Source organism: Vibrio chagasii (assembly GCF_002954585.1).
Taxonomy (GTDB): Bacteria; Pseudomonadota; Gammaproteobacteria; order Enterobacterales; family Vibrionaceae; genus Vibrio; species Vibrio chagasii_A.
This window is the reverse complement of sequence record NZ_MSCI01000002.1, coordinates 2,295,803-2,322,127: the sequence shown is the minus strand read 5'-3', so window position 1 is coordinate 2,322,127 and position 26,325 is coordinate 2,295,803. Positions and strand designations below refer to the sequence as shown.

Genomic DNA, 26,325 nt, shown 5'->3' with positions numbered 1-26,325 from the left:
AGACGAACGAAAAAGGTCTAGCATGTGCTAGACCTTTTTTATTTGTTATTCAGCTCAATCGTTGAGGCTAGATGTTTTTAACGTCTAAACCTGCAAGCTGATGCCAGTAGCCATTACACTGGCGGCTCTCAATCTTCATTGGATTTTGACCCTGTTCGTTAGCTCTGAAGTTATTGATTTCAGAGAAGGTATCAACACCAAGTGGGCTTAAACGAACCACATCCACTAAGTCATGCATGTTTGGCAAGTCATTCACCAAGTTGTAGCAGTAGCCTGATTGAGTCTGGATGCCGTTAAGGTTGAAGACAGACTGACCCTCTTGGCTCTCAACTTGAAGGCCTGTTGGGTATTTGATACAGCAGGTTTCACAATCGTCTTTGGCTTTGTTCTCTGCACGAGCCGTAAAGCAGCGAGCTGAATACGCCAGCGGTAAGTAGCCGTGGCTGAACACTTCAACTTCAAACTTGTTGCGGATGTTGAGTTCTTCACACTGTGTCATCACATTGCTCAGCCATTCGCGAGAAAGCTCGACCGGCATACACCAACGCGTCATACCTTGCTTTAAGAATAAGTTCAGCGTGCGTGCGTTGTAGGTGTTTACTGCTGGGCCAACTACGAATGGTACTTTGCTTTCGCTTGCCAGTTGAATGGCAGACACATCGTTCGCTTCAATGGCAAAGTCACCGTTATCAATGTACTTCTTCATGATGTTGACTTCGCTAGGCGCTTCGAGCAATGCCATAGTCGACAGAACCACCTGCTTACCTGATGCAGACAGCTCTTTAGCAATATCCATCCAGTGTTTTGCTTTCATCTCGCGACGCTTTGAACATACGGCTTCACCTAGGTAGATGATGTCTGCTGAGCTTGATTTTGCTTGCTCATAGAAGCTTTCAACGTCTTGTTTTGGCCAAAAATAAAGTAGAGGGCCTAATGCGTATTTCATTGAGTTCTCCAGTTGGCTCTATTGCCATTTACGGTGATAAGCGCCAAGCGTGGTTTGTGTACCTTCAGATACATTCGCTAGTGTCGCATTCCAAGCTTGTTCTACTTGGTACTGTTCAGGGTTTGCTAAGTAGCGGTCGATGGCAGCACGCCAAGTACGAGTCACTTGTTCTACATAAGCGGGGCTGCGTTGACGACCTTCAATCTTCACTGAAGCGACCTTAGCTGCGAACAATTCAGGCAGCATGGATAGCGTGTTAAGGCTCGTTGGCTCTTCGAGTGCATGATAACGCTTACGTTCACCATCGATATCGGCTTCAAAACGGCCTTTACATAACGTTGGGTATCCTGCGTTTTCACCTGCCACGTACTTATCGATAAGGATCTCATTCAAACGAGATTCTAGGCCGGTTTCAGTCTCTTGCCAGCGAACGTATTTCGCTGGAGAACAAGCACCAACCGTATTCGGTGACTCACCCGTCATGTATGAAGATAGGTAGCAACGGCCTTCAGCCATGATACACAAACTACCGAAAGCGAATACTTCGAGGTCAACGTCAGAAGTGATGTTGCGAGAAAGCTGTTTGACCTGATGAATCGACAATACGCGCGGTAGTACGACACGTTTTACGTTGAAGTTCTTATGGTAGAAGTCGATCGCAGCGGCATTGGTTGCAGAAGCTTGAACTGATAGGTGTAGTTCTAGATCTGGATATTTGTTTGCAGCGTACTCAAGTACAGCAATGTCAGCGATGATCAGTGCATCAACACCCAGAGCTGCTGCGTTGTCCACGGCGTTAGTCCAACGTTCGAAGCCATTTGGGTGAGCAAACGTATTTAAAGCAACATGAATTTTCTTGTTGTGGTCATGTACATACTGCACAGCACGATCGAGCTTTTTACCCGCAAAGTTAAGGCCTGCAAAGTGTCGGGCATTGGTATCGTCTTTGAATCCGATATAAACAGCATCCGCACCGCAATCAATGGCGGTTTTCAAAGCAGGTAAGTTACCCGCTGGGCATAAGAGTTCCATTTGCTCACTACCAGTAGAATTAAGTTGAAGCGGGCATTTTATGAAGAATTATGAATGACAGAATTGATGTAAGGCAGGTTTAGATGGATAAATCTGCTTTTACTCCGTTTGAGGTACTGACGAGTGGTGATTTGTGTGTCGTTTTTCTGAAAAGAGGAGAGGGCTTGAATCGTGTAATTAGTTCTTATGACGACGGTTTTGTGCGAACAACTCTTCGACATCTTGTTTTGGTTGTGGACGATAGAAGTGGAAGCCTTGAATCGAGCTGCAGTTGAGGTTCGACAATAGCGTCGCTTGCTCACTGGTCTCGACACCTTCTGCAACCACGGTTAAATCGAGGGATTTGCCGAGGTTGATGATGTTTTCAATCACAGTGATCTGTTTTGGAAGGGTATCGATATCTGAGATGAAAGCACGGTCTATTTTCAGCTCATCAATTGGGAAGCGAGCTAGGTAAGACAGAGAAGAGTAACCAGTACCAAAATCATCGATGGAGAGAGCAAAGCCGAGCTTTTTAATCGCATTAAGCATTTGTACTGTGTGTTCACTGTCACTCATTACAGCGCTTTCAGTGAGCTCAAAAGTAATCGCACTTGGATCTAGCTCAGTCGAGCGGAGTAACTTCTCCATGTAATCAATCAGTTTAGGGTTGCCAAACTGTTCTGGAGAAAGGTTGATTGCCACACGACCTGGCAGGATACCTTGCATCTTCCAACGCTTCACTGTTGCAAATACTTCGCGCATGACCACACGGCCAAGTTGTTCAATAAGACCTGCACGCTCCGCGACAGGGATAAATGCAGCAGGGCTAATATAGCCTTCAACTGGGTGCTTCCAACGGACCAGAGCTTCTGCACCGTTGATGGTAAAATCACGAGCATTCACCTTTGGCTGATACCAAACCTCAAGTCCGTTTTGCTGAAGCGCTTTTTGCAGTTCGATCTCAAGCCACAGTCGCATACGCGCTTCTTTGTTCATCTGCTCGTTGAACTTAATTAAGCGGTTACGACCACGATCTTTGGCTTCATACATCGCAGTATCGGCGTTTTGCAGCAAGATACGCGCATCGATGCCGTCTTGAGGAAAGCGCACGCTACCAATTGAACAAGCTAGGCGCTTACTGAAGTGGTGAAGGTCAAAGGGCTGATTGATCAGCGAAATGATCTTTTCTGCCTGTGTTTCTGCGGTTCTTGGATGCTCAGGTTCTGGCAGAATGATACCAAATTCGTCGCCTCCAAGATGCCCAATCACAGCTTGGCGTGGCAGTAGGCGCTTAAGGCGCGAAGCCACTTCCTTAATCACTTTGTCGCCAATATGATGCCCTAGTGAGTCATTGATATTCTTAAAGTTATCAATATCTAAGTACATCATGACAACCGGAGTGTCATTGTGAATGAATTGTTCCAGACGCTTAGTAAAACCCACTCGATTGTAGAGCTTGGTGAGTGAATCTATGTAGGCATCTTCACTGTTGGCTGGAGTATATTGTTTAGTGGTCTCTTGAGCGTCCTGAATGAGCACAAGCTGAGTGCTACTTCCAAGAATCGCAGTCGAGTCTATGTTGAGTTGAACCTTACGTTCAAAGCCACATCGAGCACCAGTTAAGCAAACCAAACCAGACTCAGAAATAATAGAGCTGAGGCTATTATTAAAGACCGTTTTGGTTTGTTCATCGATAAACAAGCGTCCTAACTCTTCACCGATGAGTTCAGTCGGAGAGTTAAAACCGAGCAAGCGTGCTGCCGATGGGTTAGACGACAAGATATAGTCGTTTTCAACCAGCAGTAGCCCGTCAGGCAGTAGCTGAGATAGCTTATGGAACTTAGCTTCAGATTCTTCTAAAGAACGGACGAGCACTTGATTTTCTGATGTATCGAAAGCGTGGAAGACGATGTAATCGGTATTCTTACCATTGGTAAGCGGGGACAAGCTGAAGTGGAGGCTAGTGTCGAGGTCAGTTTCGTTAAGGGTGACTTCGGCTTCAATGGTTTCGCCGTTGAATGCTCGTTCGTAGTATGGTTTTAGGTGTTGGTAGAATTGTTCACCTAGGGTTTGGCGGTCGTTCATGCCTGCAAGCTCGGTTTGGCTTAAACCAGCAATATCGCAATAACGCTCATTCACCATAAAGTAGTTATGTTGAGCATCAAGCACTGCAAAAAAGAACGGGCTGTTTGCAGTTAGCTGAGTAAACCAATGTTGTAGTTGCTGGGGAGGCATCAAAGTACTACCAATTCTCCAAGAGCTTGATTATTCACAATCGATAAATATTTATTTCTTTTGTGTGGTTATCGATATTTACCTGTGAGTGCAGCGATCCGCTGTAATTCTCATTACCTGAGTTACTATAACTGTGATTTTCAGGATATTAAAGGTCGAGCATCAAACAGAAGTTAATTTGATACATAACAGTAACTGAGATCTCAACATCATCTATGATGCATTCCATATTATTGACAAAGTTACGGATAAGTCACGTGATAAACAAGATTCGCACTCAACTAGTTCAAAATGCCGCATCAATTTTGCGATCTCCAGTCCAGTTATTGCCTAAAACAGTACAAAAAAGAGCCTTGTTAGAGGGGCTTAAGAACGTATTCAAAGAAGCGCTAGAAGACGGCGACTTTGAGTTTTTAGAAGATAAATGGCTTAAAGTCTCAATAAAGGATATGGGGCTAAGTTGGTGTATTAGCTACCAAAATGAGCAACTAGTTGTAGCTGATAAAGAGGTTGTTGAAGATGTTAGCTTTAGCGGCAATCTCAATGATCTTGTGTTAATTGCTGGTCGTAAAGAAGACCCTGATACGCTTTTCTTCCAACGTAGACTGTCTATAGAGGGCGATACAGAGCTCGGTTTAGAGGTTAAAAACTTGATGGACAGCGTAGATTTAGACTTATTGCCAGCTCCCTTGAAAACTTTGTTAAATCAATTAGCTGATTTTGTGCAGAAGGGAGTACAATCCCCGGATACACAAAGTGAGGTAATGAATGCTTATTCGAACTGAAGCACCGGCAGATATACTTGTCATTGATCGTTTATTGAAATCTGTTTTTGAAACGGATGCAGAAGCTAACCTGGTTATGAGCCTACGTGAGAATAGTCATTTAACGCTATCGCTGGTGGCTTGCTCTGATGAGGGTGAAGTGGTTGGCCACGTAATGTTTAGCCCGATTACTCTGCATGGTGAAGATCATAATTGGCAAGGGCTTGCTCCGCTTGCAGTGAAAGAAGAGTTTCGCAATCAAGGCATTGCTAAAGCTCTGGTTGAAGATGCGTTCTCTACATTGGTTGATTTTGGTTACCCAGCGTGTGTCGTGCTTGGTGATCCTGCTTATTATGGTCGTTTTGGCTTTAAAGCCGCGAGCGAATTTGGTTTAAGCTGCGCTTGGGAGGTTCCTGAAGGTGCTTTCCAAGCCATTGAACTGGTTGAAGGGGCACTCGCTGGACATTCTGGTGAGGTGGCTTACAGCTCTGAATTCAATGAGTTATAAAGCAATGTCCAACGCAATAAGATGCAAACTGATTTAGTCTAAATAAAGGAGCTTGATGCTCCTTTATTTTTTGTTAGTATCAGCCCAATTCTAATGAGCTCTTTTTAGTTTGCTCTAATTAGTCGCTCACTATTAACCTAAGGTAATAACCGCTAGATATGTCACAAACACACGCACAGTACCTGCAAGAGATGGGCATCAGCCAATGGGAGCTTAGCCACCCAGAACGTTTGGCGGGTTATGAATCGAAACGAACTCCACTGTCGAGTGAGTGCAAACTATTGCTCGTTTCCCCTGAAAAACCTCAGGGCGATCTCGCCGTGATGTTTGAGCGTGTGCTGAAAAGTATCAAGCTTGATTTACCTCAGGCTCTGCATATTCAGCCTCAACATTTAACGTCAATCGAACTCGATGGTGTTGAATGGGTGTGGTTTGCTGGGTGTGAATCTGCTCAAGAGCTCAAAGCAAAAACACTGCAATCCCCATTGCTGTCTGACATCAATGGCAATAACCAACATCGCCGCGACTTATGGCAACAAATTTGTGCATATGACTAATCAATTTTTACCGACTTCATCCCATCATCTAGACGCTATTTGGCAGATAGAAAAGGCTGCTCACTCTCATCCATGGTCAGAGACTATGATCCGAGATCTCAATAGCCGAGGTGCTTGTCATCATGTTCTTGAAGTTGACGGGCAAGTGGTCGGATACTTTTTCGCGCAGAATATCGTTGGTGAAGTGACGCTACTTAACATCGCTGTGGATCCAAGCCAGCAAGGCAAAGGTTACGGTAAGGCGCTGGCTGAGCACTTCCTAGATATGTGTGAACAAGCTAACGCAGAAAGTGCGTGGTTAGAGGTTCGCGAAAGTAACGTGAACGCGTTTAAGCTTTATGAAAAGGTCGGCTTTAATGAGGTGGACCGCCGTCGTAACTATTACCCAACTAAGCAAGGACAAGAAGACGCCATCATTATGAGCTATCTTTTCATGTCTTTTAGCTAGTCATCTTGTCGCTTTTCGCTAAGCAAAAAGTAAGCGAAAAATAGGGTGTAAACTGACCCTTTAGAAAGTGACACGCTTTCTGTATAATCCGCACACAGAATTCAAGGGCAAGTATTATCTACTTGCCCTTTTTACGCTTTAGATCAGCAAAGGGCGACTATGTCTTTCCAACAAGAAGTGAGCAAACGTAGAACGTTTGCAATTATCTCTCACCCGGATGCGGGTAAAACCACGATTACTGAAAAAGTTCTTTTATTCGGAAACGCGATTCAGAAAGCGGGTACCGTAAAAGGCCGTGGCTCTAACCAGCACGCTAAATCTGACTGGATGGAGATGGAAAAAGAACGTGGTATCTCGGTAACTACGTCGGTAATGCAATTCCCATACAATGATTGCCTAGTAAACCTACTAGATACTCCTGGACACGAAGATTTCTCGGAAGATACGTACCGTACATTAACGGCGGTTGACTCTTGTTTGATGGTTATCGATGCTGCGAAAGGTGTCGAAGATCGTACTCGTAAACTGATGGAAGTAACGCGTCTACGTGATACACCAATCGTAACGTTTATGAACAAACTTGACCGTGACGTTCGTGACCCAATGGAAGTGCTTGATGAAGTAGAAAGCGAGCTAGGTATGGCTTGTGCTCCAATTTCATGGCCAATCGGTTGTGGTAAAGAGTTTAAAGGTGTTTACCACATTCACCGTGACGAAACGATCTTGTACGAATCTGGTCACGGCCACGAGATCCAAGAAGTTCGTATCATCAAAGGTTTAGATAACCCAGATCTAGATGAAGCGGTAGGTGCTGATCTAGCCGAAAGCGTACGTGAAGAGCTAGAGCTTGTTATTGGTGCTTGTCCTGAGTTTGATCACGACCTGTTCCTTGCTGGTGAGCTAACGCCTGTTTACTTCGGTACTGCACTTGGTAACTTTGGTGTTGACCACATGCTTGATGGTCTAACGAAGTGGGCTCCGGCACCGCAAACTCGCCAAGCCAACGAGCGTGATGTTGTTGCGACAGAAGAAAAGTTCTCTGGTTTCGTATTTAAGATCCAAGCAAACATGGACCCTAAACACCGTGACCGTATCGCTTTCATGCGTATCGTATCTGGTACTTACAGCCAAGGTATGAAGATGAACCACGTTCGTACCGGTAAGAACGTTAGCATTTCTGATGCGGTAACTTTCATGGCGGGCGACCGTGCACGTGCTGAAAAAGCGTATGCAGGTGACATTATCGGTCTGCATAACCACGGCACAATTCAGATTGGTGATACCTTTACTCAAGGTGAGAACCTGAAGTTCTCTGGTATTCCAAACTTTGCGCCTGAACTATTCCGTCGTATTCGTCTACGCGATCCTCTGAAGCAGAAGCAACTTCTAAAAGGCTTGGTTCAGCTTTCAGAAGAGGGCGCAGTACAAGTATTCCGCCCTATGCAGAACAACGACCTGATCGTTGGTGCGGTTGGTGTACTTCAGTTCGACGTGGTTGTAGCGCGCTTGAAAGCAGAATACAACGTAGAAGCTATCTACGAAGGTGTTAACGTTGCAACAGCTCGTTGGGTTGAGTGTGATGACGCTAAGAAACTGGAAGAGTTCAAACGTAAGAACCAATCTAACCTTGCGCTAGATGGTGGTGATAACCTGTCTTACATCGCACCTACAATGGTGAACTTGAACCTAGCTTCAGAACGTTTCCCAGACGTTAAGTTCCGAGCGACGCGCGAGCACTAATTTCTTCAAGCTCTATTCGAGTTAAATAAAAACGTCTATTGTTCTGCAATAGGCGTTTTTTAATGCGTGTTATTTGAGATAGTAAGTTTGAGGTAAATATGTTCGGTTGGATAAAAGCTTGGGTTAGGAAATACGATAAGTGGTGTGAAGAGCTTGCTTTGACGCCTGAAAACAAGCGCAGCTGTGTACCTTATCGTCGAGATCCTCAAGGGCAGCAAGCTGAGAGTGGGAAAGATGACACAGCAAACAAGTGATTTTCCGCTATTTGATACACATTGCCATGCGGACTTTGAGGCGTTTGAGCAAGGTTTTACCCATGAGCAGAGCATTGATGGGTATATCAAAGAGGCAAAACAGGCTCAAGTTGAGAAGTTTCTCATCCCTTCTATCGGTCAAAACAACTGGCATAAGCTGGAGAAAATTGCGCAATCTCACCCCAATGTTTACTACGCATTAGGTTTCCACCCTTACTTTTTAGAGCAAGCGGATACGGTGCAATTTGAAGAACTTCATCAATTACTCGCTTCAAAAACACGTCAGTGTGTGGCCATTGGTGAGTGTGGATTAGACTTTTTTGTGGATGTGGAACAGCAGAAACAAGAACGCTTTTTTATCCAACAAATGGAACTTGCCAAGGCGTTTAATTTGCCTCTGATTATCCATGAAAGGAAGTCTTATAACCGCCTTATTCAGCTAATAACGCAGCACAAGTTTACTTTAGGTGGGGTCATTCACGGTTTTTCTGGAAGTGAACAGCAAGCTTTAACTTGGATTAAGCTTGGTTTCTATATTGGTGTTGGTGGAACGATAACTTACCCAAGAGCGCAAAAAACACGCACAACCATAGCTAAATTACCCCTTGAAAGCTTGGTGTTAGAGACCGATGCTCCGGATATGCCAATCTATGGAAACCAAGGAAATGTTAACCATTCCAAACATTTAGTTACGATATCAAATGAACTTTTTTTGCTTAGAAAAGAGTCAAAGCAATCGATTGCAGCGCGAATTTGGCAAAATAGCCATCGCGTATTCGGTATATGTGAATAAAATCTAATGTTTTTGTTTATCGTTTGCGTAAATTGCATCTCTATTGTGATGTGAGTCACATTTGCGTATGAATGGTACATGAATCTTCTACGAAAGTGTGAGGGCGGCATTACTTTATTAGTGGTCGCATGAGTATAATTGGCCCCGCTTTATAGCCCCATTTTGTAACACGCCAATAAATAACTAATAAGGAAGTCATAAACTATGAGCCTGTTTATGAGCCTAGTCGGTATGGTTGTACTGATTGCAATCGCAGTACTACTATCTGACAACCGCAAAGCTATTAACTTTAGAACGGTGGGTGGCGCATTCGCTATCCAATTCGCACTTGGTGCATTCGTACTTTACATCCCTTGGGGTCGTGATTTGCTTGCAGGTTTCTCTGCTGGTGTAGCAAACGTAATCGACTACGGTAAAGACGGTACTGGTTTCCTATTCGGTAGCCTAGTTAACTTCTCTGTTGACGGTATCGGTTTCATCTTTGCTTTCCAAGTTCTACCAACATTGATCTTCTTCTCTGCACTTATCTCTGTACTTTACTACCTTGGTGTAATGCAGTTTGTAATCAAAGTTCTTGGTGGTGGTCTTCAGAAAGCTCTAGGTACTTCTCGCGCCGAGTCAATGTCTGCAGCAGCAAACATCTTCGTTGGCCAAACAGAAGCTCCTCTAGTTGTTCGTCCATTTGTTCCTAAGATGACTAACTCTGAACTATTCGCAGTAATGTGTGGTGGTCTAGCATCTGTAGCTGGTGGTGTACTAGCAGGTTACGCATCTATGGGTGTTCCTCTCGAGTACCTAGTTGCAGCGTCATTCATGGCAGCACCAGGTGGTCTACTATTCGCTAAAATCATCAAGCCTGAAACAGATACGCCAGATGACAACATCTCTGACGATATCGACGGCGGTGACGACAAGCCAGCTAACGTTATCGACGCAGCAGCAGGCGGCGCATCAGTTGGTCTACAACTAGCTCTAAACGTTGGTGCAATGCTACTAGCATTCATCGGTCTAATTGCTCTAATCAACGGTATCCTAGGTGGCATCGGTGGTTGGTTCGGTATGGAAAACCTAACTCTAGAACTTCTTCTAGGTTGGATCTTCGCACCTTTAGCATTCATCATTGGTGTTCCATGGGAAGAAGCAACTATTGCTGGTTCTTTCATTGGCCAGAAGACAGTTGTTAACGAATTCGTTGCATACCTAAACTTCGTACCATACGTTGGTGAAAACGCTCAAGTTGTTGCAGCGACTGGTCAAGTGATGTCTGAGAAGACTCAAGCTATCATCGCATTCGCACTATGTGGTTTCGCAAACCTTTCTTCTATTGCGATTCTACTAGGTGGTCTAGGTGGTATTGCACCAAGCCGTCGCCAAGACATCGCACGTATGGGTGTTAAAGCGGTTATTGCTGGTACTCTATCTAACCTGATGGCAGCAACAATTGCTGGCTTCTTCCTATCTTTCTAATTAAGTAGATTAGATTATATAGACGCCACTTTAATATCGCCCCGTAGCAAGAGATTGCTGCGGGGCTTTTTTGTTTTTAGGCCTGTCGAACCTGAATATGAGTTTGATTCGAAGGTGGGCCTAGAATGTTTTTTTTGAGATACAAACCGTTTGCGTTCTAAGGAGCACTACAATTTATTAATGGATACCTATAATGTATAGGCTCAAGAGATAGGATGTCTCTTGTTGGCAAGAAAGTAACCGCTTGGATTCGTCCGCAGTTGTTCTTCTGGGATTAAGCCAAACTTAGCGATACGCTATAGATGTTAGACACAACATGACTGATTTGTTGTGCCATAGACCAAACTGGTACTGTGCGGTGACAAGGATTGCAATTGATAGCGAAAGTTATCAAGTCTTCAGGGAACCAAGTCCGTTCATTTGTGACTACTGAGCATTACTAAAATATCCATCTATACTGGATGGAGGGCGAAGTAGTTAACTATTTGAATATATTGATCGGAGATAGAAATGAGCGATTTAAAAGCAGCAGCTCTACGTGCACTTAAACTTATGGACCTAACTACGTTAAATGACGACGACACAACTGAAAAAGTTGTAGCGCTTTGTCACGACGCGAAGACTGCAGTGGGCAACACAGCTGCAATCTGTATTTACCCTCGCTTTATCCCAGCAGCTAAGAAAGCGTTGCGTGAGCAAGGTACTCCAGAAGTACGTATTGCGACTGTAACTAACTTCCCTCATGGTAATGATGACATCGAAATCGCCGTTGCTGAAACAAAAGCAGCAGTAGCATACGGTGCAGACGAAGTAGACGTAGTATTTCCATACCGCGCTCTAATCGCTGGCAACGAAGAAGTAGGTTTAGAGCTAGTTAAACAGTGTAAAGAAGCATGTGGCGACATCACACTGAAAGTAATCATCGAAACTGGTGAACTTAAAGAAGAAGCACTGATCAAGAAAGCATCTGAGATTTGTATCAAAGCAGGCGCTGACTTCATCAAAACTTCAACAGGTAAAGTGCCAGTAAACGCAACTCCAGAGTACGCGCGCATGATGCTAGAAGTTATCCGTGACATGGGCGTAGCTAAAACTGTAGGTTTCAAACCAGCAGGTGGCGTACGTACCGCTGAAGATGCAGCACAATACCTAGCAATGGCTGATGAGCTACTAGGCGCTGAGTGGGCAGACAACATGCACTACCGCTTTGGTGCTTCAAGCCTACTAACTAACCTTCTTAATACATTAGAAGTGACAGACGAAACTGCTGATCCAGCAGCATACTAATCCTTTAAAAGTCTGTTTGATGGAGTGACGTTAAGTCACTCCATATTACCTCTTTTCCCTACAAACCATACTCACTAGAGTTTGGGAGGCACTAATGTATCTACCTCAAGAAATTATTCGCAGAAAACGTGATGGTGAAGTCCTAACAGCTGAAGAAATTAACTTCTTCATTCAAGGCGTAGCTAAGAACACGGTCTCTGAAGGTCAAATTGCAGCATTCGCAATGGCTATCTTCTTCAACGAAATGACAATGCCAGAACGTATCGCACTAACATGTGCAATGCGTGACTCTGGCATGGTAATCGACTGGAGCCACATGAACTTCGATGGCCCAATCGTTGATAAACACTCTACCGGTGGTGTTGGTGACGTAACTTCTCTGATGCTTGGCCCTATGGTGGCAGCATGTGGCGGTTTCGTTCCAATGATCTCTGGTCGTGGTCTTGGCCACACTGGCGGTACGCTAGACAAGCTTGAATCTATCCCTGGTTACAACATTACACCAACCAACGATGTGTTCGGTGAAGTAACTAAAGATGCGGGTGTTGCTATCATCGGTCAAACAGGCGATCTAGCGCCTGCTGATAAGCGTGTTTACGCAACTCGTGATATCACAGCAACAGTAGACAACATCTCGCTAATCACAGCTTCAATCCTATCTAAGAAACTGGCGGCTGGCCTAGACTCTCTAGTGATGGACGTAAAAGTAGGTTCAGGTGCATTTATGCCGACTTACGAAGCGTCTGAAGAGCTAGCGAAATCTATCGTTGCAGTAGCAAACGGTGCTGGCACGAAAACAACAGCAATCCTAACGGACATGAACCAAGTTCTTGCTTCTTCTGCGGGTAACGCAGTAGAGGTTCGTGAAGCGGTTCAATTCCTAACGGGTGAATACCGCAACCCACGTTTGCTAGAAATTACGATGGCATCGTGTGCGGAAATGCTAGTACTTGGCAACCTTGCAAAAGATTCAGAAGAAGCGCGCGAAAAACTGATGGCAGTACTGGATAACGGTAAAGCAGCAGAGTGCTTCGGTAAAATGGTAGCGGGCCTTGGTGGTCCAGCAGACTTCGTAGAAAACTACGATAACTACCTAGAAAAAGCAGAAATTATTAAACCAGTGTACGCACTAGAAAGCGGTGTGGTATCAGCAATGGATACTCGTGCAATTGGTATGGCTGTAGTTGGTATGGGCGGTGGTCGTCGCGTAGCAACGGACAGCATTGATTACGCAGTCGGTTTCGATAGCTTCATTCGTCTTGGCGAAGTGGCAAGCGATGAGAAACCATTAGCAATGATTCATGCTCGCAACGAACAACAGTGGCAAGAAGCTGCAACGGCATTACAAAATGCAATCACTGTGGGCGGAGAATATACAGTAACACCAGACGTTTACCGTCAGATTCGTTCTGAAGACGTGTAAATAACCGCTATCGGTATACCTCGCGTATACCGATAATCAAAAGCGCTGGTGCAAAGAGCAATAAGTTGGTGAAGAAAATGAAAAGAGCATTTATTTTAGTTTTAGATTCATTCGGTATCGGTGAGACAGCGGATGCAGACAAATTCGGTGATGTAGGTTCAGACACTATGGGTCACATCGCAGACCATTGTGATAAAGGTCTTGCTGACAATGCCGATCGTCAAGGTCCTCTGACGCTACCAAACCTGTCTAAACTAGGTTTAGCGATGGCTCACAAAGAGTCTACAGGTCGTTTTGCTCCTGGTATGGATGCAGACGCAGAAATCATTGGTGCTTACGGTCACGCTGCTGAGCTGTCTTCAGGTAAAGACACGCCATCAGGTCACTGGGAAATCGCGGGTGTACCGGTACTGTTTGACTGGGGCTACTTCACCGACAAAGAGAACAGCTTCCCTAAAGAGCTGACTGATCGCATTCTTGAGCGTGCAGGTTTATCTGGTTTCCTAGGTAACTGCCACTCATCTGGTACTGAGATCCTAGATAACTTAGGTGAAGAGCACATGAAGACTGGCCTGCCAATCTTCTACACTTCTGCGGACTCTGTATTTCAGATTGCGTGTCACGAAGAGACATTCGGCCTGCAAAACTTGCTAGACCTTTGTCAGATCGCTCGTGAAGAGCTTGAAGAGTACAACATCGGTCGTGTCATCGCGCGTCCGTTCATTGGCCCAGGTAAAGGTCAATTCGAACGTACTGGTAACCGTCGTGACCTTTCAGTTGAGCCACCTGCAGCAACAATTCTTCAGAAGCTTGTTGATGAGAAGGGCGGTAACGTGCACTCAATCGGTAAGATCTCTGATATTTACGCTGGTTGTGGTATTACTCAGAAAACAAAAGCAACGGGCATCCCAGCACTATTTGAAGCGACTAAAGAAGCGATCAATGAAGCGGGTGACAATACTATCGTGTTCACTAACTTCGTTGATTTTGACTCAGCTTACGGCCACCGCCGTGATGTTGCAGGCTACGCTGCTGCGCTTGAGTACTTCGATGGTCGTATCAATGAAATCATCGATATGATGAAAGAGGATGATGTACTTATCCTTACTGCTGACCACGGTTGTGATCCAACATGGCCAGGTACAGACCATACTCGTGAACACATCCCTGTGATTGTTTACGGTAAAAATGTTCCTGCTGGTTCTTTAGGTCGTCGCGATACGTTCGCTGATATCGGCCAAAGCTTAGCGTCTTACTTTGGTACATCGCCAATGGAATACGGTGCAAGCTTTCTATAATTGGTAATGAATAAAAGAGAGGGAAACCTCTCTTTTCTTTTTTTGTTTTGAGATTAAGGATATTTTCAATGGCTACTCCACATATTAATGCTGAAATGGGTGCGTTCGCTGACGTTGTACTAATGCCAGGCGATCCGCTACGAGCTAAATACATCGCTGAAACCTTCTTAGAAGACGTGGTTCAGGTGTGTGACGTGCGCAATATGTTTGGTTACACAGGTACTTATAAAGGTCGTAAGGTTTCGGTGATGGGACACGGTATGGGTATCCCATCTTGTTCGATTTACGCGACTGAGCTTATTAAAGACTTTGGTGTGAAAAAAATCATTCGTGTCGGTAGTTGTGGTGCAGTGAGCGAAGATATCAAAGTACGCGATGTCGTGATCGGTATGGGGGCATGTACCGACTCTAAAGTGAATCGTATTCGCTTCAAAGGTCACGACTTTGCTGCAATTGCTGACTACAAAATGGTTCGCGCGGCAGAAGATGCAGCTAAAGCACGCGGTGTTGATGTAAAAGTAGGTAACTTGTTCTCTGCTGAGCTTTTTTACACGCCAGCTCCTGAAATGTTTGAGGTGATGAATAAATACGGCATTGTTGGTGTAGAGATGGAAGCGGCTGGTATCTACGGCGTTTGTGCTGAATACGGTGCGAAAGCACTAACGATTTGTACTGTCTCAGACCATATCAAAACCGGTGAGCAAACTACATCAGATGAGCGTCAAACGACCTTCAATGACATGATGGTAATTGCATTAGATTCTGTGCTTCTTGGTGACCAAGAGGCGTAAGGCTTTATCTAATTAGATAGATCGACAGATAAATAAAAGCCCCGTCGCTGCCTGAGCTTCGGGGCTTTTTATTGGATAACGTAAATGCGCTATTTATGAATTTACGTTCTTCAGAAGTAAGTTCTCGCCTGATTTGGTTGGTCTTCTTCGAATCAACATAATAAACAGCACACCACTGACGAAGCCCATTAATACCATACCGATCATGTAGCGATCACTTTTGCGGTAGTGGTGGTCCGATATTGCTGTCATTTTACCTGTCTCAAAGGTGACGCGGATAAAACCAATGATGGTGTTTTCTTTCGAGTAAATTGGCTCTACTAGCTGCTGTCTACCGATACTTGCGGTGGAAAGCGGCGTATCTAGGCCAAGCACCTCACGAACTGAAAGTGCCTTTTCGCTTGAAGCTAGGCGAATGCCTTCAGCATCATAGATGGTGGTATCGAATACCAGTCGATCTTGAGATAGCTGATTGGTCAGATCAAGCAGTCGTTCTTGGTCTTGTTGTGCGATCATTTTGCTGGCTGAAAGGGAAGCCTGAGAGATAAGCAGCTTAGTAAGTGTCTCGAGCTGTTTCGCTTGGATCTTCTCGTTACCCTTACTGATCACGACCGTATTTTTAATCGTAACGACGAACATAGTAGCCAACAAAATGAGGGCTAACATTCGTAAAGCGTTACGTATTGAGAACAATGATTCATTCATGTTTCACAGGGCCTGAAATAAACAAATGTTATGATTAAGACATATTGAGACTTGCGTTTTCAAATTGCAATAGGTTAACGTTTAGCATAGTTAATTAGGAATAATACACATGGACGCTCAGAAATACCTGCCGATGAAAAGGCATACCACATTATTAACTCGACTCCCCGAGACTCGTTTCGCTTCCCAACTCGCTAAAGCTAAAGCCAACTGGATTGTATTCGGCGAGTACCTATCACCGCAATCTTTCGACGACATCGATTTTTTCACTGGCACTTACAACACCATTTTAGATACGTGGAAAGTTGGGCATTACGAAGTGGCATTGATGTCTGGCAACCTAACGCCAGCGCATGAAGAAATCCTACAGGCTTTGAAGCTTGATTATGCTTGCCTTAGTGAAGTTCCAGATTTATCTAAGCCAGGTTTGATCGTGATGGATATGGATTCCACAGCGATTCAAATCGAGTGTATCGATGAAATAGCCAAGCTCGCTGGAGTGGGTGAATTAGTCTCTGAAATTACAGAGCGCGCTATGCAAGGTGAATTAGATTTCGAACAAAGCCTGCGCCAACGAGTTGGAGCACTGAAAGGTGCTGATGAGTCGATTCTAGAGCAAGTGCGCCAGTCACTGCCTTTCATGCCTGACTTAGTGGGACTAATGAACACGCTTAACAAACTGGGTTGGAAAACCGCGATCGCATCGGGTGGCTTTACTTACTTCTCTGATTACTTAAAAGACACGCTAGACCTAGATCATGCTCAGTCGAATACTTTAGAAATTGTTAAGGGTAAATTGACGGGTGAAGTGTTAGGTGATGTCGTTTCGGCGCAAACCAAAGCTGATATCTTAGTCGAACTGGCTGAAGAGTATGAGTTGGAGCTGCATAACACGGTGGCTGTCGGTGATGGCGCGAATGACTTGGTGATGATGGGTGCTGCTGGTTTAGGTATTGCCTTCCATGCAAAACCAAAGGTTGAGCAACAAGCTCAAACGGCTGTGCGCTATGCGGGCTTAGGTGGGGTATTGTGTATCTTGTCTGGCGCATTGGCTAAGCAACAAAAAATTAGCTGGCAGGCGAAACCGTAAAGGTTCACAACAGCATGATTATTTAATCGTGTGGTATTACAAAGACAAAAAGCAGGCTCAGGGCCTGCTTTTCTATTTTATGATGCTTGGATATTACGGGGGATTGTGACTAGCGAGTCAGCTCCAATCGGATCAATACTTCGTCGGTAATGTCTTCTATCTCTCCATAACCGATAAACGCGGTGATCTCGTTTTCTAGCTTCTTCGCTTGGTGCATGCTTATACGGGCAAGCTCTTCTAAATCCGATTGGAACAAGGTGGTCAATGGATTAAAGATTGGCGCTGTCGTAACACGAAGTACATACACATCACCTAGGTGCTGCGCTTTCTTAATGAATAAGATTCTTTCTTTTGCCGAGGCAAAGTCTTTCACCAACTTCGTATGTACTGATTGGATCTTGTCGCCGAACTTTACCGCAGCGATATAAACGTCGTGGTGTTTAGGCTCTGCACCTTCAATTCTCTTTAGTGGCTCAGCCAGTAGCGAGTTGGTGTGGCCTTTAAAGATAGGCTCCAATGAGAACTTTTGGTTGTGACCCAGTTTCGCCAGTAGAGTCAGGTGCTTATTCAGCGGGAAATTCACACCAATGATCTTACAGCGCAGTGTTGAGCTTGGTTTATCAATGAAGATAGGGGTGCTCACCATCTTGCTCAACAAAATATTGTGCAGCGACTCAAGCAAGGAGTTCGTTGGCAGTATCTCTCTTTTCTTAATCAGCTTACTTTGGTTTTGATCGATAAGCTCATTTAGGAACGCGATGGTGCGCATTGTCTTAGCGTTCTCAGCAATCACCAATTGGACATTGCGTCCATTCGGGCTCACACGAATCACGTGGTAAGGCACTGTGCTTAATGGCAGGTTCTTATCGTAAAGCTGTAGCTCATTGAAATTCACGATCACTGGGTCGTTGATCTTGAGTATCATCGGGTACTCAAGAGTAATGCTCAACCCACGTTTCGAGATATCTAAGGTGTGACCGTTTGCCGCTGCGCCGTCTTGTGAGGTGAGCTGTAACGGAGACTTAAATTGATATCTAGGTTCTTTACGTCGAGTTTGTGAGTCAAAGTAGATGCTTTGTATGTTACCAACCACAGCACGAGGATGACGGAAGCAATTCAATTCACTGCTTGGAACTCGAGGCTTTTCACTCAATAGGTAATCCGCGGCACTTTCGTGATCGCCAATCTCTTGCAAGATACCGCAATGCGTCAGTTGTGCTGAACTTTGCGCTAGTGTGTCTGAATGCTTAGCTAAAGCTTGCCGTTCTGTTTCTGATAGCTCAAAAACAGAGAACTTGAATGCCTTCCAGCTTTTACGCTTACCACCAATGTGCCAGAACAGTTGTCTTTGTTCACGAGTCGCTTCAGGTAACATCATCGAATAGAACAGCGTCTTATTTTGATGTTCGTGAGTAAACGAGTAGATAACATTGCTGGTACCTTTCACACCGGGCTTCGCCAGTAAGTTCATGCGTTGCTCGTTGAACAGAGTTCCGAGAGCTTGTTGGTTTCGTTCGTCATGCCAGTATTGCCATAGCGGATGGTTGTTATCCGTAAGCAAGGCGAGCTTGAGCTCACTGCCACTGAAAAATAGCGGAAGGTTGCAAGTATGCTTTAGATAGGTGTGCTCGATACCTCGTGTACGAGTTCGAATGATTCTATCTTGGTTCTCGTGACTGGTTTTCTTACTGGTGCTATTTAATGACTCATCGAGCAAACGAGCCACAATATTGTTGTCACTGACCTTAATGGTTCTTAGGAATTTAACCGCGTCGTTTTCATAAGAATCATCAATACCCAGAACGCGAAATTCAACCGCTTGGTTTACATCGGCTTCGAGTGATTTTTCCACCAGTTCAGTGAACTTGACGCTAATGATCTCGCCTAGGTTATAGCGAAAGGCGCTCGGTACTTTGAATTTTGCACCTGAAGGTGAGATATCAACCGTAACACCGTGCAGGCTTTGCCCTTTAGATGTGGTGATTTCAACCTGTGAGCTTATCTTGAGTCGGTTCTCTTGACGCTTTAAGTCATAACCAAGGTTTATAGCTTCAGCTTCATAGGGGCTGTTGGCGCTGGTGATGCCTTGATTACTTTGAGACGCACTCTTAACCACACTACGCAGAGGCTGAATTCTTGGCGCCATAACTAGCTCCCAAGCCCCTTCGGTGTAGCCTTTGAATTTTTTTGTACCACGTTGATAGGCATTTAAAGCGATGTCGTCGAGCCAGTGTTTTCGGCCATCGAGTGTGAATTGACGACACTCATTATCGATACGTCCGCGTAAATCAATGCTCTTTGTACACGGAGCCATGATACGATTCAGTTCCATTTTAACGAGTAGTTTCAGAGACGGCGATTCACCTTCTGTCATTTGAGAAAGAAGGAATTCGAAATCTTCGGCGTGATAAGCCGGGATAAGACGCTCTGCTACAGATAGAATTTCAGATTGCTGCATACTTTTCTTGTTAGAATGGACGGTACATTTATGTTATCGACTAGTTTAAATCGATCTTTAAATATAAGTGGTATGACTGCAACGTTTATTTGCACCCGTACGGTCAAATAAGTCACAAATTGACAACATCATTGTGTAACTGGTTAAATTATTGAGGTTTTATGGCTAAGGCAAAGCGAGCTTATGTGTGTAATGACTGTGGTGCTGACTTTCCACGTTGGCAAGGACAGTGCAATGCGTGTGGTGCTTGGAACACAATTACCGAAGTTAGGTTAGCCGCTTCACCTCAGGTAGCACGCAATGAAAGATTAACTGGTTATGCAGGTAGCGCGACCGAGTCTAGCGTTCAAACCCTGTCGGAAATTGATCTACAGGAAGTGCCTCGTTTTAGTAGTGGCTTTAAAGAGCTAGACCGCGTACTTGGTGGTGGTGTGGTGCCGGGTGCTGCGATTCTTATTGGTGGTAATCCAGGTGCGGGTAAATCGACACTACTGCTACAAACCATGTGTCTGCTTTCTTCTCAACTTCCTACTTTATATGTAACCGGTGAGGAATCGTTACAGCAGGTCGCGATGCGTGCCTCACGTCTTGGTTTGCCAAAAGAGCACTTAAAGATGCTCTCTGAAACCAATGTCGACAAAATCTGTCAGGTGGCTGAAAAAGAACAGCCTAAGATCATGGTCATCGACTCAATCCAAGTAATGCATGTCGCTGATGTTCAATCTTCACCAGGTAGTGTGGCTCAGGTTCGTGAGTCAGCGACGGCACTGACTCGTTTTGCTAAGCAGAATAACGTGGCTATTTTTCTAGTAGGACACGTAACTAAAGATGGTACGCTGGCAGGCCCTAAAGTGCTTGAGCACATTATTGACTGTTCAGTTTTGTTAGATGGCGGAACAGACAGCCGCTTCAGAACATTACGCAGCCATAAGAACCGTTTTGGTGCAGTGAATGAGCTGGGTGTGTTTGCTATGACAGGCCAAGGGCTAAAAGAAGTCAGCAACCCATCGGCTATATTCTTGTCTCGTGGCGAAGAAGAAACGTCAGGCAGTTCAGTGATGGTGGTATGGGAAGGTACACGTCCACTGCTTGTTGAGATCCAAGCGCTGGTGGATTACTCCCAGTTGGCGAACCCTCGCCGAGTCGCAGTTGGTCTTGAGCAAAACCGTCTCTCTTTATTACTCGCCGTGCTGCATAAACATGGCGGACTGCAAATGGCCGACCAAGATGTGTTTGTGAATGTCGTCGGTGGTGTTAAAGTAACCGAAACCAGTGCTGACCTAGCATTAGTCATGGCATTACTTTCTAGTTTCAGAGACCGCGCACTGCCTAAAGATGTGGTGGTTTTTGGTGAAGTAGGTCTAGCGGGAGAGATTCGTCCTGTACCAAGTGGACAAGAGCGTCTAAACGAAGCATTTAAACATGGCTTTAAGAAAGCGATTGTTCCTGCAGCTAATATGCCGAAAGGTGGTATTCCAGGGATGCAAATCCACGGAGTGAAAAAGCTGTCAGAAGCAATTAGTGCTTTTGATGAGTTGTAATAAAGCTAAGTTAGGCTAATCTATACAGCAGCAAATCAAATTGGGTTTGCTAATCGTCTTTCTGCGAGCCCAATATTAAAATTAACAACCGCTTAGGTTGTTTCTACAGAGCACTTTTCCTTTCTTATTGTGGAAAGGCAAAAGTTTTTTAGTCTCAAATGCATGCAAAGCTATCAGTCTTCACAGATTGTGATATACTCTGCGCGCATTTTATATCCTATTAACAGAGTAAGACAATGGCAGATTTATCGAAATACAGAAACATTGGTATTTTCGCGCACGTTGATGCGGGTAAAACAACTACCACTGAGCGTATCCTTAAGCTAACTGGTCAAATCCACAAGACTGGTGAAGTACATGACGGCGAATCAACGACTGACTTCATGGAACAGGAAGCTGAGCGCGGTATTACTATCCAATCAGCAGCTGTAAGCTGTTTCTGGAACGGTCACCGTCTAAACGTTATCGATACTCCTGGACACGTTGACTTCACAGTTGAAGTATACCGTTCTCTTAAAGTTCTTGATGGCGGTGTTGGTGTATTCTGTGGTTCTGGTGGTGTTGAACCACAATCAGAAACTAACTGGCGTTACGCTAACGAATCAGAAGTATCTCGTCTGATCTTCGTTAACAAACTAGACCGTATGGGCGCAGACTTCTACAACGTTGTTGACCAAGTTAAAAACGTTCTAGGTGCAAACCCACTAGTTATGGTTCTACCAATCGGTCGTGAAGACGACTTCGTTGGTGTTGTAGACCTACTAAGCCGTAAAGCTTACGTATGGGACGACTCTGGTCTTCCAGAAAACTACGAAATCCAAGACATCCCAGCTGACATGGTTGATGATGTTGAGCAATACCGTGAAGAGCTAATCGAAACTGCTGTTGAGCAAGACGATGATCTAATGGAAGCTTACATGGAAGGTGAAGAGCCTTCTATCGAAGACATCAAGCGTTGTATCCGTAAAGGTACTCGTGACCTAGCATTCTTCCCAACATTCTGTGGTTCTGCATTTAAGAACAAGGGTGTTCAGCTAGTACTAGACGCTGTTGTAGATTACCTACCAGCTCCAACTGAAGTTGATCCACAGCCTCTAACTGATAAAGAGACTGGCGAACCAACTGGTGAAGTTGCAACTGTATCTGCAGATGAGCCACTACGTGCTCTAGCATTTAAGATCATGGACGACCGTTTCGGTGCACTAACGTTCATCCGTATCTACTCTGGTCGCATGAAGAAGGGTGATACTATCCTTAACGCTGCAACTGGTAAGACTGAGCGTATCGGCCGTATGGTTGAGATGCAAGCTGATGACCGTAACGAGCTAACTGAAGCTCAAGCTGGTGACATCATCGCAGTTGTTGGTATGAAGAACGTTCAAACTGGTCACACTCTATGTGATCCTAAGCACGAATGTACTCTAGAGCCAATGATCTTCCCAGAGCCAGTAATCTCTATCGCTGTAGCGCCTAAAGATAAAGGTTCTACTGAGAAGATGGGTATCGCTATCGGTAAGATGGTTGCAGAAGATCCATCTTTCCAAGTTGAGACTGACGAAGATTCAGGTGAAACTATCCTGAAAGGTATGGGTGAACTTCACCTAGACATCAAGGTAGACATCCTTAAGCGTACATACGGCGTTGAGCTAACTGTAGGTGCTCCACAAGTAGCTTACCGTGAAACTATCACTCAAGCGATTGAAGATAGCTACACGCACAAGAAGCAATCTGGTGGTTCAGGTCAGTTCGGTAAGATCGACTACCGCATCAAACCAGGTGAGCCAAACTCTGGCTTCACGTTCTCTTCAACAGTTGTTGGTGGTAACGTACCTAAAGAATTCTGGCCTGCAGTAGAGAAAGGCTTCGAGTCTATGATGGATAACGGTGTTCTTGCTGGCTTCCCAACTCTAGACGTTGAAGTTGAACTATTCGACGGTGGCTTCCACGCAGTTGACTCGTCTGCAATCGCATTCGAAATCGCAGCGAAAGGCGCATTCCGTCAATCTATGCCAAAAGCTGGCGCGCAACTTCTTGAGCCAATCATGAACGTTGACGTGTTCACTCCAGAAGATCACGTTGGTGACGTAATCGGTGACCTTAACCGTCGTCGTGGTATGATCAAAGACCAACAAGCTGGTGCTACTGGCGTACGTATTAAAGCTGACGTACCTCTATCAGAAATGTTTGGTTACATCGGTCACCTACGTACAATTACTTCTGGTCGTGGTCAATTCTCTATGGAATTCGCACACTACGCACCATGTCCAGCAAACGTTGCTGAAGAAGTAATCGCAAAAGCTAAAGAAGAGAAAGAAAACAAGTAATTGTTTTTAGAATTTAATTAGTTTTAAAGCCCCGCAAGTGAAAGCTTGCGGGGCTTTTGTTTTATGGAAATCACAGTACGAGATACGAGATACGAGATACGAGATACGAGATACGAGATTGATGTGGCCCCTAAAAAGTAGACACAGGGGATAATCCCCGCGAGGGAACTACGGGGAATTGGAGCGATTTAGGGAGCAGATATTAGCGTTTTAGGTCGATATAGATTTGCTCAACTTTAGTTCGCGCCCATTCTGTTTTTCGCAGAAACTTTAAGCTCGATTTGATGCTTGGGTCCTTTTTGAAGCAGTTGATATTTACCATGTAGCTCAACTCTTCCCAACCGTAATGTTCTACCAATTCTGTTAGCAGTTTTTGCAGTGTAATGCCGTGAAGTGGGTTATTTGCTTGTGTCATGAGGTTTACTCGTCATTTATTTGCTCTCAGTATATCAGTTTCATCTCATCAATTATCAGACCATTTGAGCTCGTAACTTATCTCGATAGTAGAAAATTCTTCTTAACTTTTATTTTCAAACAACTGAACCTGACTTTGTACTCCAGTTTCAAAGCGTTTGATTTTCTCGCGATGGAACTATCCCGTGAGTGCACAAAACAACTAATTGTATTTGGGTTTGAGTGCGATATGACCTATCCGTATCAGTTCTTTTCCTAACAAATACTGAAATAACAAACAGTGTTTAACTAGTGAGGTACTTTGAATGGATAATGCGTTGTCCAAAACAAAATGCGAACCACCAAGGTGAAGTGATGAGAAGTGTCACTATATATAAGTTGAACTTACAAAAAAGGAGCCTTACTGGCTCCTTTTTAATTTTATTACTGTTCCCAAACCACTAATTTATCTTTTGGCCAGTTATGGCCTACTTCGTGATACTTTTGTTCTAAGACATGGCGTTTGATCTTGAGGGTCGGGGTTAATACGCCATTATCAATACTCCATGGTTCTTTAATCATAAGTACGCCCTTAATTTTCTCATGAGACGCAAGCTTCTCATTCATTCTCTCGATCACTCGCTGAGTTGTTCTTTCATAGCGAGCGCGATCAAAGTTAGGGAAGTCATGCGGAACAACGAGCAGAATCGGACCTGGTAAGCCAAGGCCTATTAGACACATCATTTCTACGCGGCTGTACTCAAAAAGCTTGTTTTCGATAGGAACTGGCGCTACAAACTTACCTTTCGCAGTTTTGAAAGTATCTTTTTTACGTCCACGAATAGTGAGGTAGCCTTCGCTATCGATATCACCAATATCACCAGTGTGCAACCATCCTTCAGAATTGAATGACTCTTGCGTTGCAATATCATTTTTGTAGTAGCCAGAGAACAGCCCTTTACCACGAACTAAAATTTCTTCATCTTCGGCAATCTTAAGTTCAATACCTGGACCAGCATTTCCGACTGTGCCAATTTTATCCGCTCTGAACGGGTAGTTTAAGGTACTGTAAGCGAAAGACTCTGTCATTCCCCATGCTTCAGTGATGTGTAGACCAACGCTTTCGTACCATGCAAGTAGCGCTGGTGATACTGGCGCAGAACCACAGCCCAGAACGCGAGCTTGATCTAGACCTAAGCCATCCGCAAGCTTCTTCTTAATGATGTTATTAATGAACGGGATCTTCAGCAAAATGTTCAGCTTTTTCTGTGGCAGCTTATCTTGGATGCGCTGTTGGAACAGGGTCCATAAACGAGGGACAGAAATAAACAAAGTAGGACGCTGCATCTTCACATCATCAATAAAGGTGTCTAGAGATTCTGGGAATGCGGTAACGACACCACCCATGACTGATGAACCAAAGATGTAGACACGCTCTGTGATATGGGCAAGTGGTAAGTAAGAAAATAGGCGGTCATCTTTTTGGATACCGATATGATCGATCAGCCTTTGAACTGACCACGTAAAGGCACCGTATGTAAGCATGGCACCCTTTGGCAAGCCAGAAGTACCCGATGTGTAAACAAGAGACATAAGCTTTTCATCGTGATGCTGAGGGCGTTTAGTGGTTGGTTCATGTGTATTGATGAGTTGCCCAAATGTGTGTTTACACTTTGGCGCTGTATCATAGGGTAGCGAGATGCTAGCTAAGCTTGGGTTGTCATCAAGTACTTGTTGTGTCGCTTTAGGATCATCGAGCTTACCTGCAATGATGATCTTACTTTCACTGTGTTCAATACAGTATTGGATGGTATCTGAACCTGCAGTAGGAAAAATTGGGACGCTGACAAAATCTCCTAACATTATGGCGAGGTCACAAATAAACCACTCTGCACAGTTTTTAGAAATAAGCGCGACTCGATCTCCGGGTTCTACTCCAAGTGCTTCTAGTGCGGACGCCAGTTTTAGTGCTTTATCAGCCACTTCTTTGTAGGTGAACTCGACAAACTGGCGGTTAATAATTTGTTTCAAATAGACTTCATTTGGTCGTTCTTCTGCCCATTTTAGAATCATATCATTGGGTGTAGGGAGAGCGCTTGCTTGTTCTTGGCTAAACTTGTTAGGCTGAATCATTGTCTAACTCCATGTTTTTCGCTAAGTTATTTTTGTTAATATCGTGTTAAATGTACCATGGTTTTTTCTTTTAGGGAGTAAAATTAGCGTTTTCTGTTATCCGTGTAGGCTCTTGTTTAGCTTATAGAGTCAACCCCTGTTCTTTTCTTCTCTAAT

The 26,325-nt window shown here is 44.5% G+C and carries 22 protein-coding genes; 15 read left to right on the top strand and 7 right to left on the bottom strand.

Annotation, left to right across the window (positions count from 1 at the left end):
• Positions 1-67: 67 nt before the first annotated feature.
• The 3 genes from BTO10_RS18815 to BTO10_RS18805 form a co-directional block, all read right to left on the bottom strand.
• On the bottom strand, positions 68-946 hold the full coding sequence (locus BTO10_RS18815) for a U32 family peptidase (protein WP_008218800.1): 879 nt from the start codon (positions 944-946) through the stop codon (positions 68-70).
• 18 nt (positions 947-964) lie between these two features.
• A complete protein-coding gene (gene ubiU / locus BTO10_RS18810) occupies positions 965-1,978 on the bottom strand; it encodes a ubiquinone anaerobic biosynthesis protein UbiU (protein WP_105025489.1) in 1,014 nt (337 codons plus the stop codon).
• A gap of 177 nt (positions 1,979-2,155) precedes the next feature.
• The gene (locus BTO10_RS18805; RefSeq protein ID WP_105025488.1) at positions 2,156-4,195 is read right to left on the bottom strand and encodes a bifunctional diguanylate cyclase/phosphodiesterase; all 2,040 of its coding nucleotides are present in this window, start codon (positions 4,193-4,195) and stop codon (positions 2,156-2,158) included.
• 257 nt (positions 4,196-4,452) lie between these two features.
• Between BTO10_RS18805 and ubiT the strand changes: the two genes are divergently transcribed.
• The 12 genes from ubiT to deoD all read left to right on the top strand — a co-directional run bounded on the left by ubiT (position 4,453) and on the right by deoD (position 15,525).
• On the top strand, positions 4,453-4,980 hold the full coding sequence (gene ubiT / locus BTO10_RS18800; protein WP_164880306.1) for a ubiquinone anaerobic biosynthesis accessory factor UbiT: 528 nt from the start codon (positions 4,453-4,455) through the stop codon (positions 4,978-4,980).
• Positions 4,964-5,467, top strand: coding sequence for a GNAT family N-acetyltransferase (locus BTO10_RS18795; RefSeq protein ID WP_105025486.1), 504 nt, complete (start codon positions 4,964-4,966; stop codon positions 5,465-5,467). Before ubiT ends, BTO10_RS18795 begins: the two co-directional genes overlap by 17 nt.
• Before the next feature lie 158 nt (positions 5,468-5,625).
• Positions 5,626-6,024: a DNA polymerase III subunit psi gene (locus BTO10_RS18790; RefSeq protein ID WP_004740623.1), complete on the top strand. Its 399-nt coding sequence runs from the start codon at positions 5,626-5,628 to the stop codon at positions 6,022-6,024.
• Positions 6,017-6,472 carry a ribosomal protein S18-alanine N-acetyltransferase gene (gene rimI, locus BTO10_RS18785; RefSeq protein ID WP_105025485.1) on the top strand — a complete coding sequence of 152 codons (456 nt, stop codon included), beginning with the start codon at positions 6,017-6,019 and terminating at the stop codon, positions 6,470-6,472. The genes BTO10_RS18790 and rimI overlap by 8 nt, the downstream gene beginning before the upstream one ends.
• Positions 6,473-6,631: 159 nt before the next feature.
• Entirely contained in the window at positions 6,632-8,212 is a 1,581-nt protein-coding gene (gene prfC, locus BTO10_RS18780) for a peptide chain release factor 3 (RefSeq protein ID WP_004740621.1), read from the top strand.
• A 98-nt stretch (positions 8,213-8,310) separates the two neighbouring features.
• A complete protein-coding gene (locus tag BTO10_RS23540; protein WP_181143994.1) occupies positions 8,311-8,466 on the top strand; it encodes a DUF5363 family protein in 156 nt (51 codons plus the stop codon).
• Entirely contained in the window at positions 8,447-9,259 is an 813-nt protein-coding gene (locus BTO10_RS18775) for a TatD family hydrolase (protein ID WP_105025484.1), read from the top strand. The genes BTO10_RS23540 and BTO10_RS18775 overlap by 20 nt, the downstream gene beginning before the upstream one ends.
• A 204-nt stretch (positions 9,260-9,463) precedes the next feature.
• On the top strand, positions 9,464-10,726 hold the full coding sequence (locus BTO10_RS18770; protein WP_004740618.1) for a NupC/NupG family nucleoside CNT transporter: 1,263 nt from the start codon (positions 9,464-9,466) through the stop codon (positions 10,724-10,726).
• Between the two features lie 510 nt (positions 10,727-11,236).
• Entirely contained in the window at positions 11,237-12,013 is a 777-nt protein-coding gene (deoC, locus tag BTO10_RS18765) for a deoxyribose-phosphate aldolase (protein WP_105025483.1), read from the top strand.
• Between the two features lie 94 nt (positions 12,014-12,107).
• Positions 12,108-13,436, top strand: a complete 1,329-nt coding sequence (gene deoA, locus BTO10_RS18760) for a thymidine phosphorylase (protein WP_004740616.1) — start codon at positions 12,108-12,110, stop codon at positions 13,434-13,436.
• A 77-nt stretch (positions 13,437-13,513) separates the two neighbouring features.
• Complete coding sequence (locus BTO10_RS18755; RefSeq protein ID WP_105025482.1) at positions 13,514-14,734, top strand: phosphopentomutase; 1,221 nt, start codon at positions 13,514-13,516, stop codon at positions 14,732-14,734.
• 68 nt (positions 14,735-14,802) lie between these two features.
• Positions 14,803-15,525 (top strand): purine-nucleoside phosphorylase, encoded by a 723-nt coding sequence (gene deoD / locus BTO10_RS18750; RefSeq protein ID WP_105025481.1) that lies wholly within the window; start codon positions 14,803-14,805, stop codon positions 15,523-15,525.
• A gap of 93 nt (positions 15,526-15,618) precedes the next feature.
• Here deoD and BTO10_RS18745 read toward each other — a convergent pair whose 3' ends face one another.
• Positions 15,619-16,230: a YtjB family periplasmic protein gene (locus BTO10_RS18745; protein WP_080566560.1), complete on the bottom strand. Its 612-nt coding sequence runs from the start codon at positions 16,228-16,230 to the stop codon at positions 15,619-15,621.
• Positions 16,231-16,339: 109 nt separating this feature from the next.
• On the opposite strand from BTO10_RS18745, the gene serB reads away from it, so the two are divergent.
• Positions 16,340-17,320, top strand: coding sequence for a phosphoserine phosphatase (gene serB / locus BTO10_RS18740; RefSeq protein WP_105025480.1), 981 nt, complete (start codon positions 16,340-16,342; stop codon positions 17,318-17,320).
• A gap of 109 nt (positions 17,321-17,429) precedes the next feature.
• Here the strand turns inward: serB and BTO10_RS18735 are convergent, their stop codons facing one another.
• Positions 17,430-19,778 (bottom strand): PilZ domain-containing protein, encoded by a 2,349-nt coding sequence (locus tag BTO10_RS18735; protein WP_105025479.1) that lies wholly within the window; start codon positions 19,776-19,778, stop codon positions 17,430-17,432.
• Between the two features lie 161 nt (positions 19,779-19,939).
• Here BTO10_RS18735 and radA point away from each other — a divergent pair, with 161 nt between their 5' ends.
• Together radA and fusA are read left to right on the top strand one after the other, a co-directional pair.
• Positions 19,940-21,319: a DNA repair protein RadA gene (gene radA / locus BTO10_RS18730; protein ID WP_105025478.1), complete on the top strand. Its 1,380-nt coding sequence runs from the start codon at positions 19,940-19,942 to the stop codon at positions 21,317-21,319.
• Between the two features lie 236 nt (positions 21,320-21,555).
• A complete protein-coding gene (fusA, locus tag BTO10_RS18725; RefSeq protein WP_032551575.1) occupies positions 21,556-23,643 on the top strand; it encodes an elongation factor G in 2,088 nt (695 codons plus the stop codon).
• Positions 23,644-23,845: 202 nt separating this feature from the next.
• Here fusA and BTO10_RS18720 read toward each other — a convergent pair whose 3' ends face one another.
• Positions 23,846-24,058 (bottom strand): VF530 family protein, encoded by a 213-nt coding sequence (locus BTO10_RS18720; RefSeq protein WP_004740608.1) that lies wholly within the window; start codon positions 24,056-24,058, stop codon positions 23,846-23,848.
• A gap of 422 nt (positions 24,059-24,480) precedes the next feature.
• Positions 24,481-26,169 (bottom strand): AMP-binding protein, encoded by a 1,689-nt coding sequence (locus tag BTO10_RS18715; RefSeq protein ID WP_105025477.1) that lies wholly within the window; start codon positions 26,167-26,169, stop codon positions 24,481-24,483.
• Positions 26,170-26,325: the final 156 nt, after the last annotated feature.

Coding starts and splice junctions, on each gene's coding strand:
- BTO10_RS18815 (WP_008218800.1), bottom strand. CDS start 946: ATGAAATACGCATTAGGCCCTCTACTTTATTTTTGGCCAAAACAAGAC.
- ubiU (WP_105025489.1), bottom strand. CDS start 1,978: ATGGAACTCTTATGCCCAGCGGGTAACTTACCTGCTTTGAAAACCGCC.
- BTO10_RS18805 (WP_105025488.1), bottom strand. CDS start 4,195: ATGCCTCCCCAGCAACTACAACATTGGTTTACTCAGCTAACTGCAAAC.
- BTO10_RS18795 (WP_105025486.1), top strand. CDS start 4,964: ATGCTTATTCGAACTGAAGCACCGGCAGATATACTTGTCATTGATCGT.
- BTO10_RS18790 (WP_004740623.1), top strand. CDS start 5,626: ATGTCACAAACACACGCACAGTACCTGCAAGAGATGGGCATCAGCCAA.
- rimI (WP_105025485.1), top strand. CDS start 6,017: ATGACTAATCAATTTTTACCGACTTCATCCCATCATCTAGACGCTATT.
- prfC (WP_004740621.1), top strand. CDS start 6,632: ATGTCTTTCCAACAAGAAGTGAGCAAACGTAGAACGTTTGCAATTATC.
- BTO10_RS23540 (WP_181143994.1), top strand. CDS start 8,311: ATGTTCGGTTGGATAAAAGCTTGGGTTAGGAAATACGATAAGTGGTGT.
- BTO10_RS18775 (WP_105025484.1), top strand. CDS start 8,447: ATGACACAGCAAACAAGTGATTTTCCGCTATTTGATACACATTGCCAT.
- BTO10_RS18770 (WP_004740618.1), top strand. CDS start 9,464: ATGAGCCTGTTTATGAGCCTAGTCGGTATGGTTGTACTGATTGCAATC.
- deoC (WP_105025483.1), top strand. CDS start 11,237: ATGAGCGATTTAAAAGCAGCAGCTCTACGTGCACTTAAACTTATGGAC.
- deoA (WP_004740616.1), top strand. CDS start 12,108: ATGTATCTACCTCAAGAAATTATTCGCAGAAAACGTGATGGTGAAGTC.
- BTO10_RS18755 (WP_105025482.1), top strand. CDS start 13,514: ATGAAAAGAGCATTTATTTTAGTTTTAGATTCATTCGGTATCGGTGAG.
- deoD (WP_105025481.1), top strand. CDS start 14,803: ATGGCTACTCCACATATTAATGCTGAAATGGGTGCGTTCGCTGACGTT.
- BTO10_RS18745 (WP_080566560.1), bottom strand. CDS start 16,230: ATGAATGAATCATTGTTCTCAATACGTAACGCTTTACGAATGTTAGCC.
- serB (WP_105025480.1), top strand. CDS start 16,340: ATGGACGCTCAGAAATACCTGCCGATGAAAAGGCATACCACATTATTA.
- BTO10_RS18735 (WP_105025479.1), bottom strand. CDS start 19,778: ATGCAGCAATCTGAAATTCTATCTGTAGCAGAGCGTCTTATCCCGGCT.
- radA (WP_105025478.1), top strand. CDS start 19,940: ATGGCTAAGGCAAAGCGAGCTTATGTGTGTAATGACTGTGGTGCTGAC.
- fusA (WP_032551575.1), top strand. CDS start 21,556: ATGGCAGATTTATCGAAATACAGAAACATTGGTATTTTCGCGCACGTT.
- BTO10_RS18720 (WP_004740608.1), bottom strand. CDS start 24,058: ATGACACAAGCAAATAACCCACTTCACGGCATTACACTGCAAAAACTG.
- BTO10_RS18715 (WP_105025477.1), bottom strand. CDS start 26,169: ATGATTCAGCCTAACAAGTTTAGCCAAGAACAAGCAAGCGCTCTCCCT.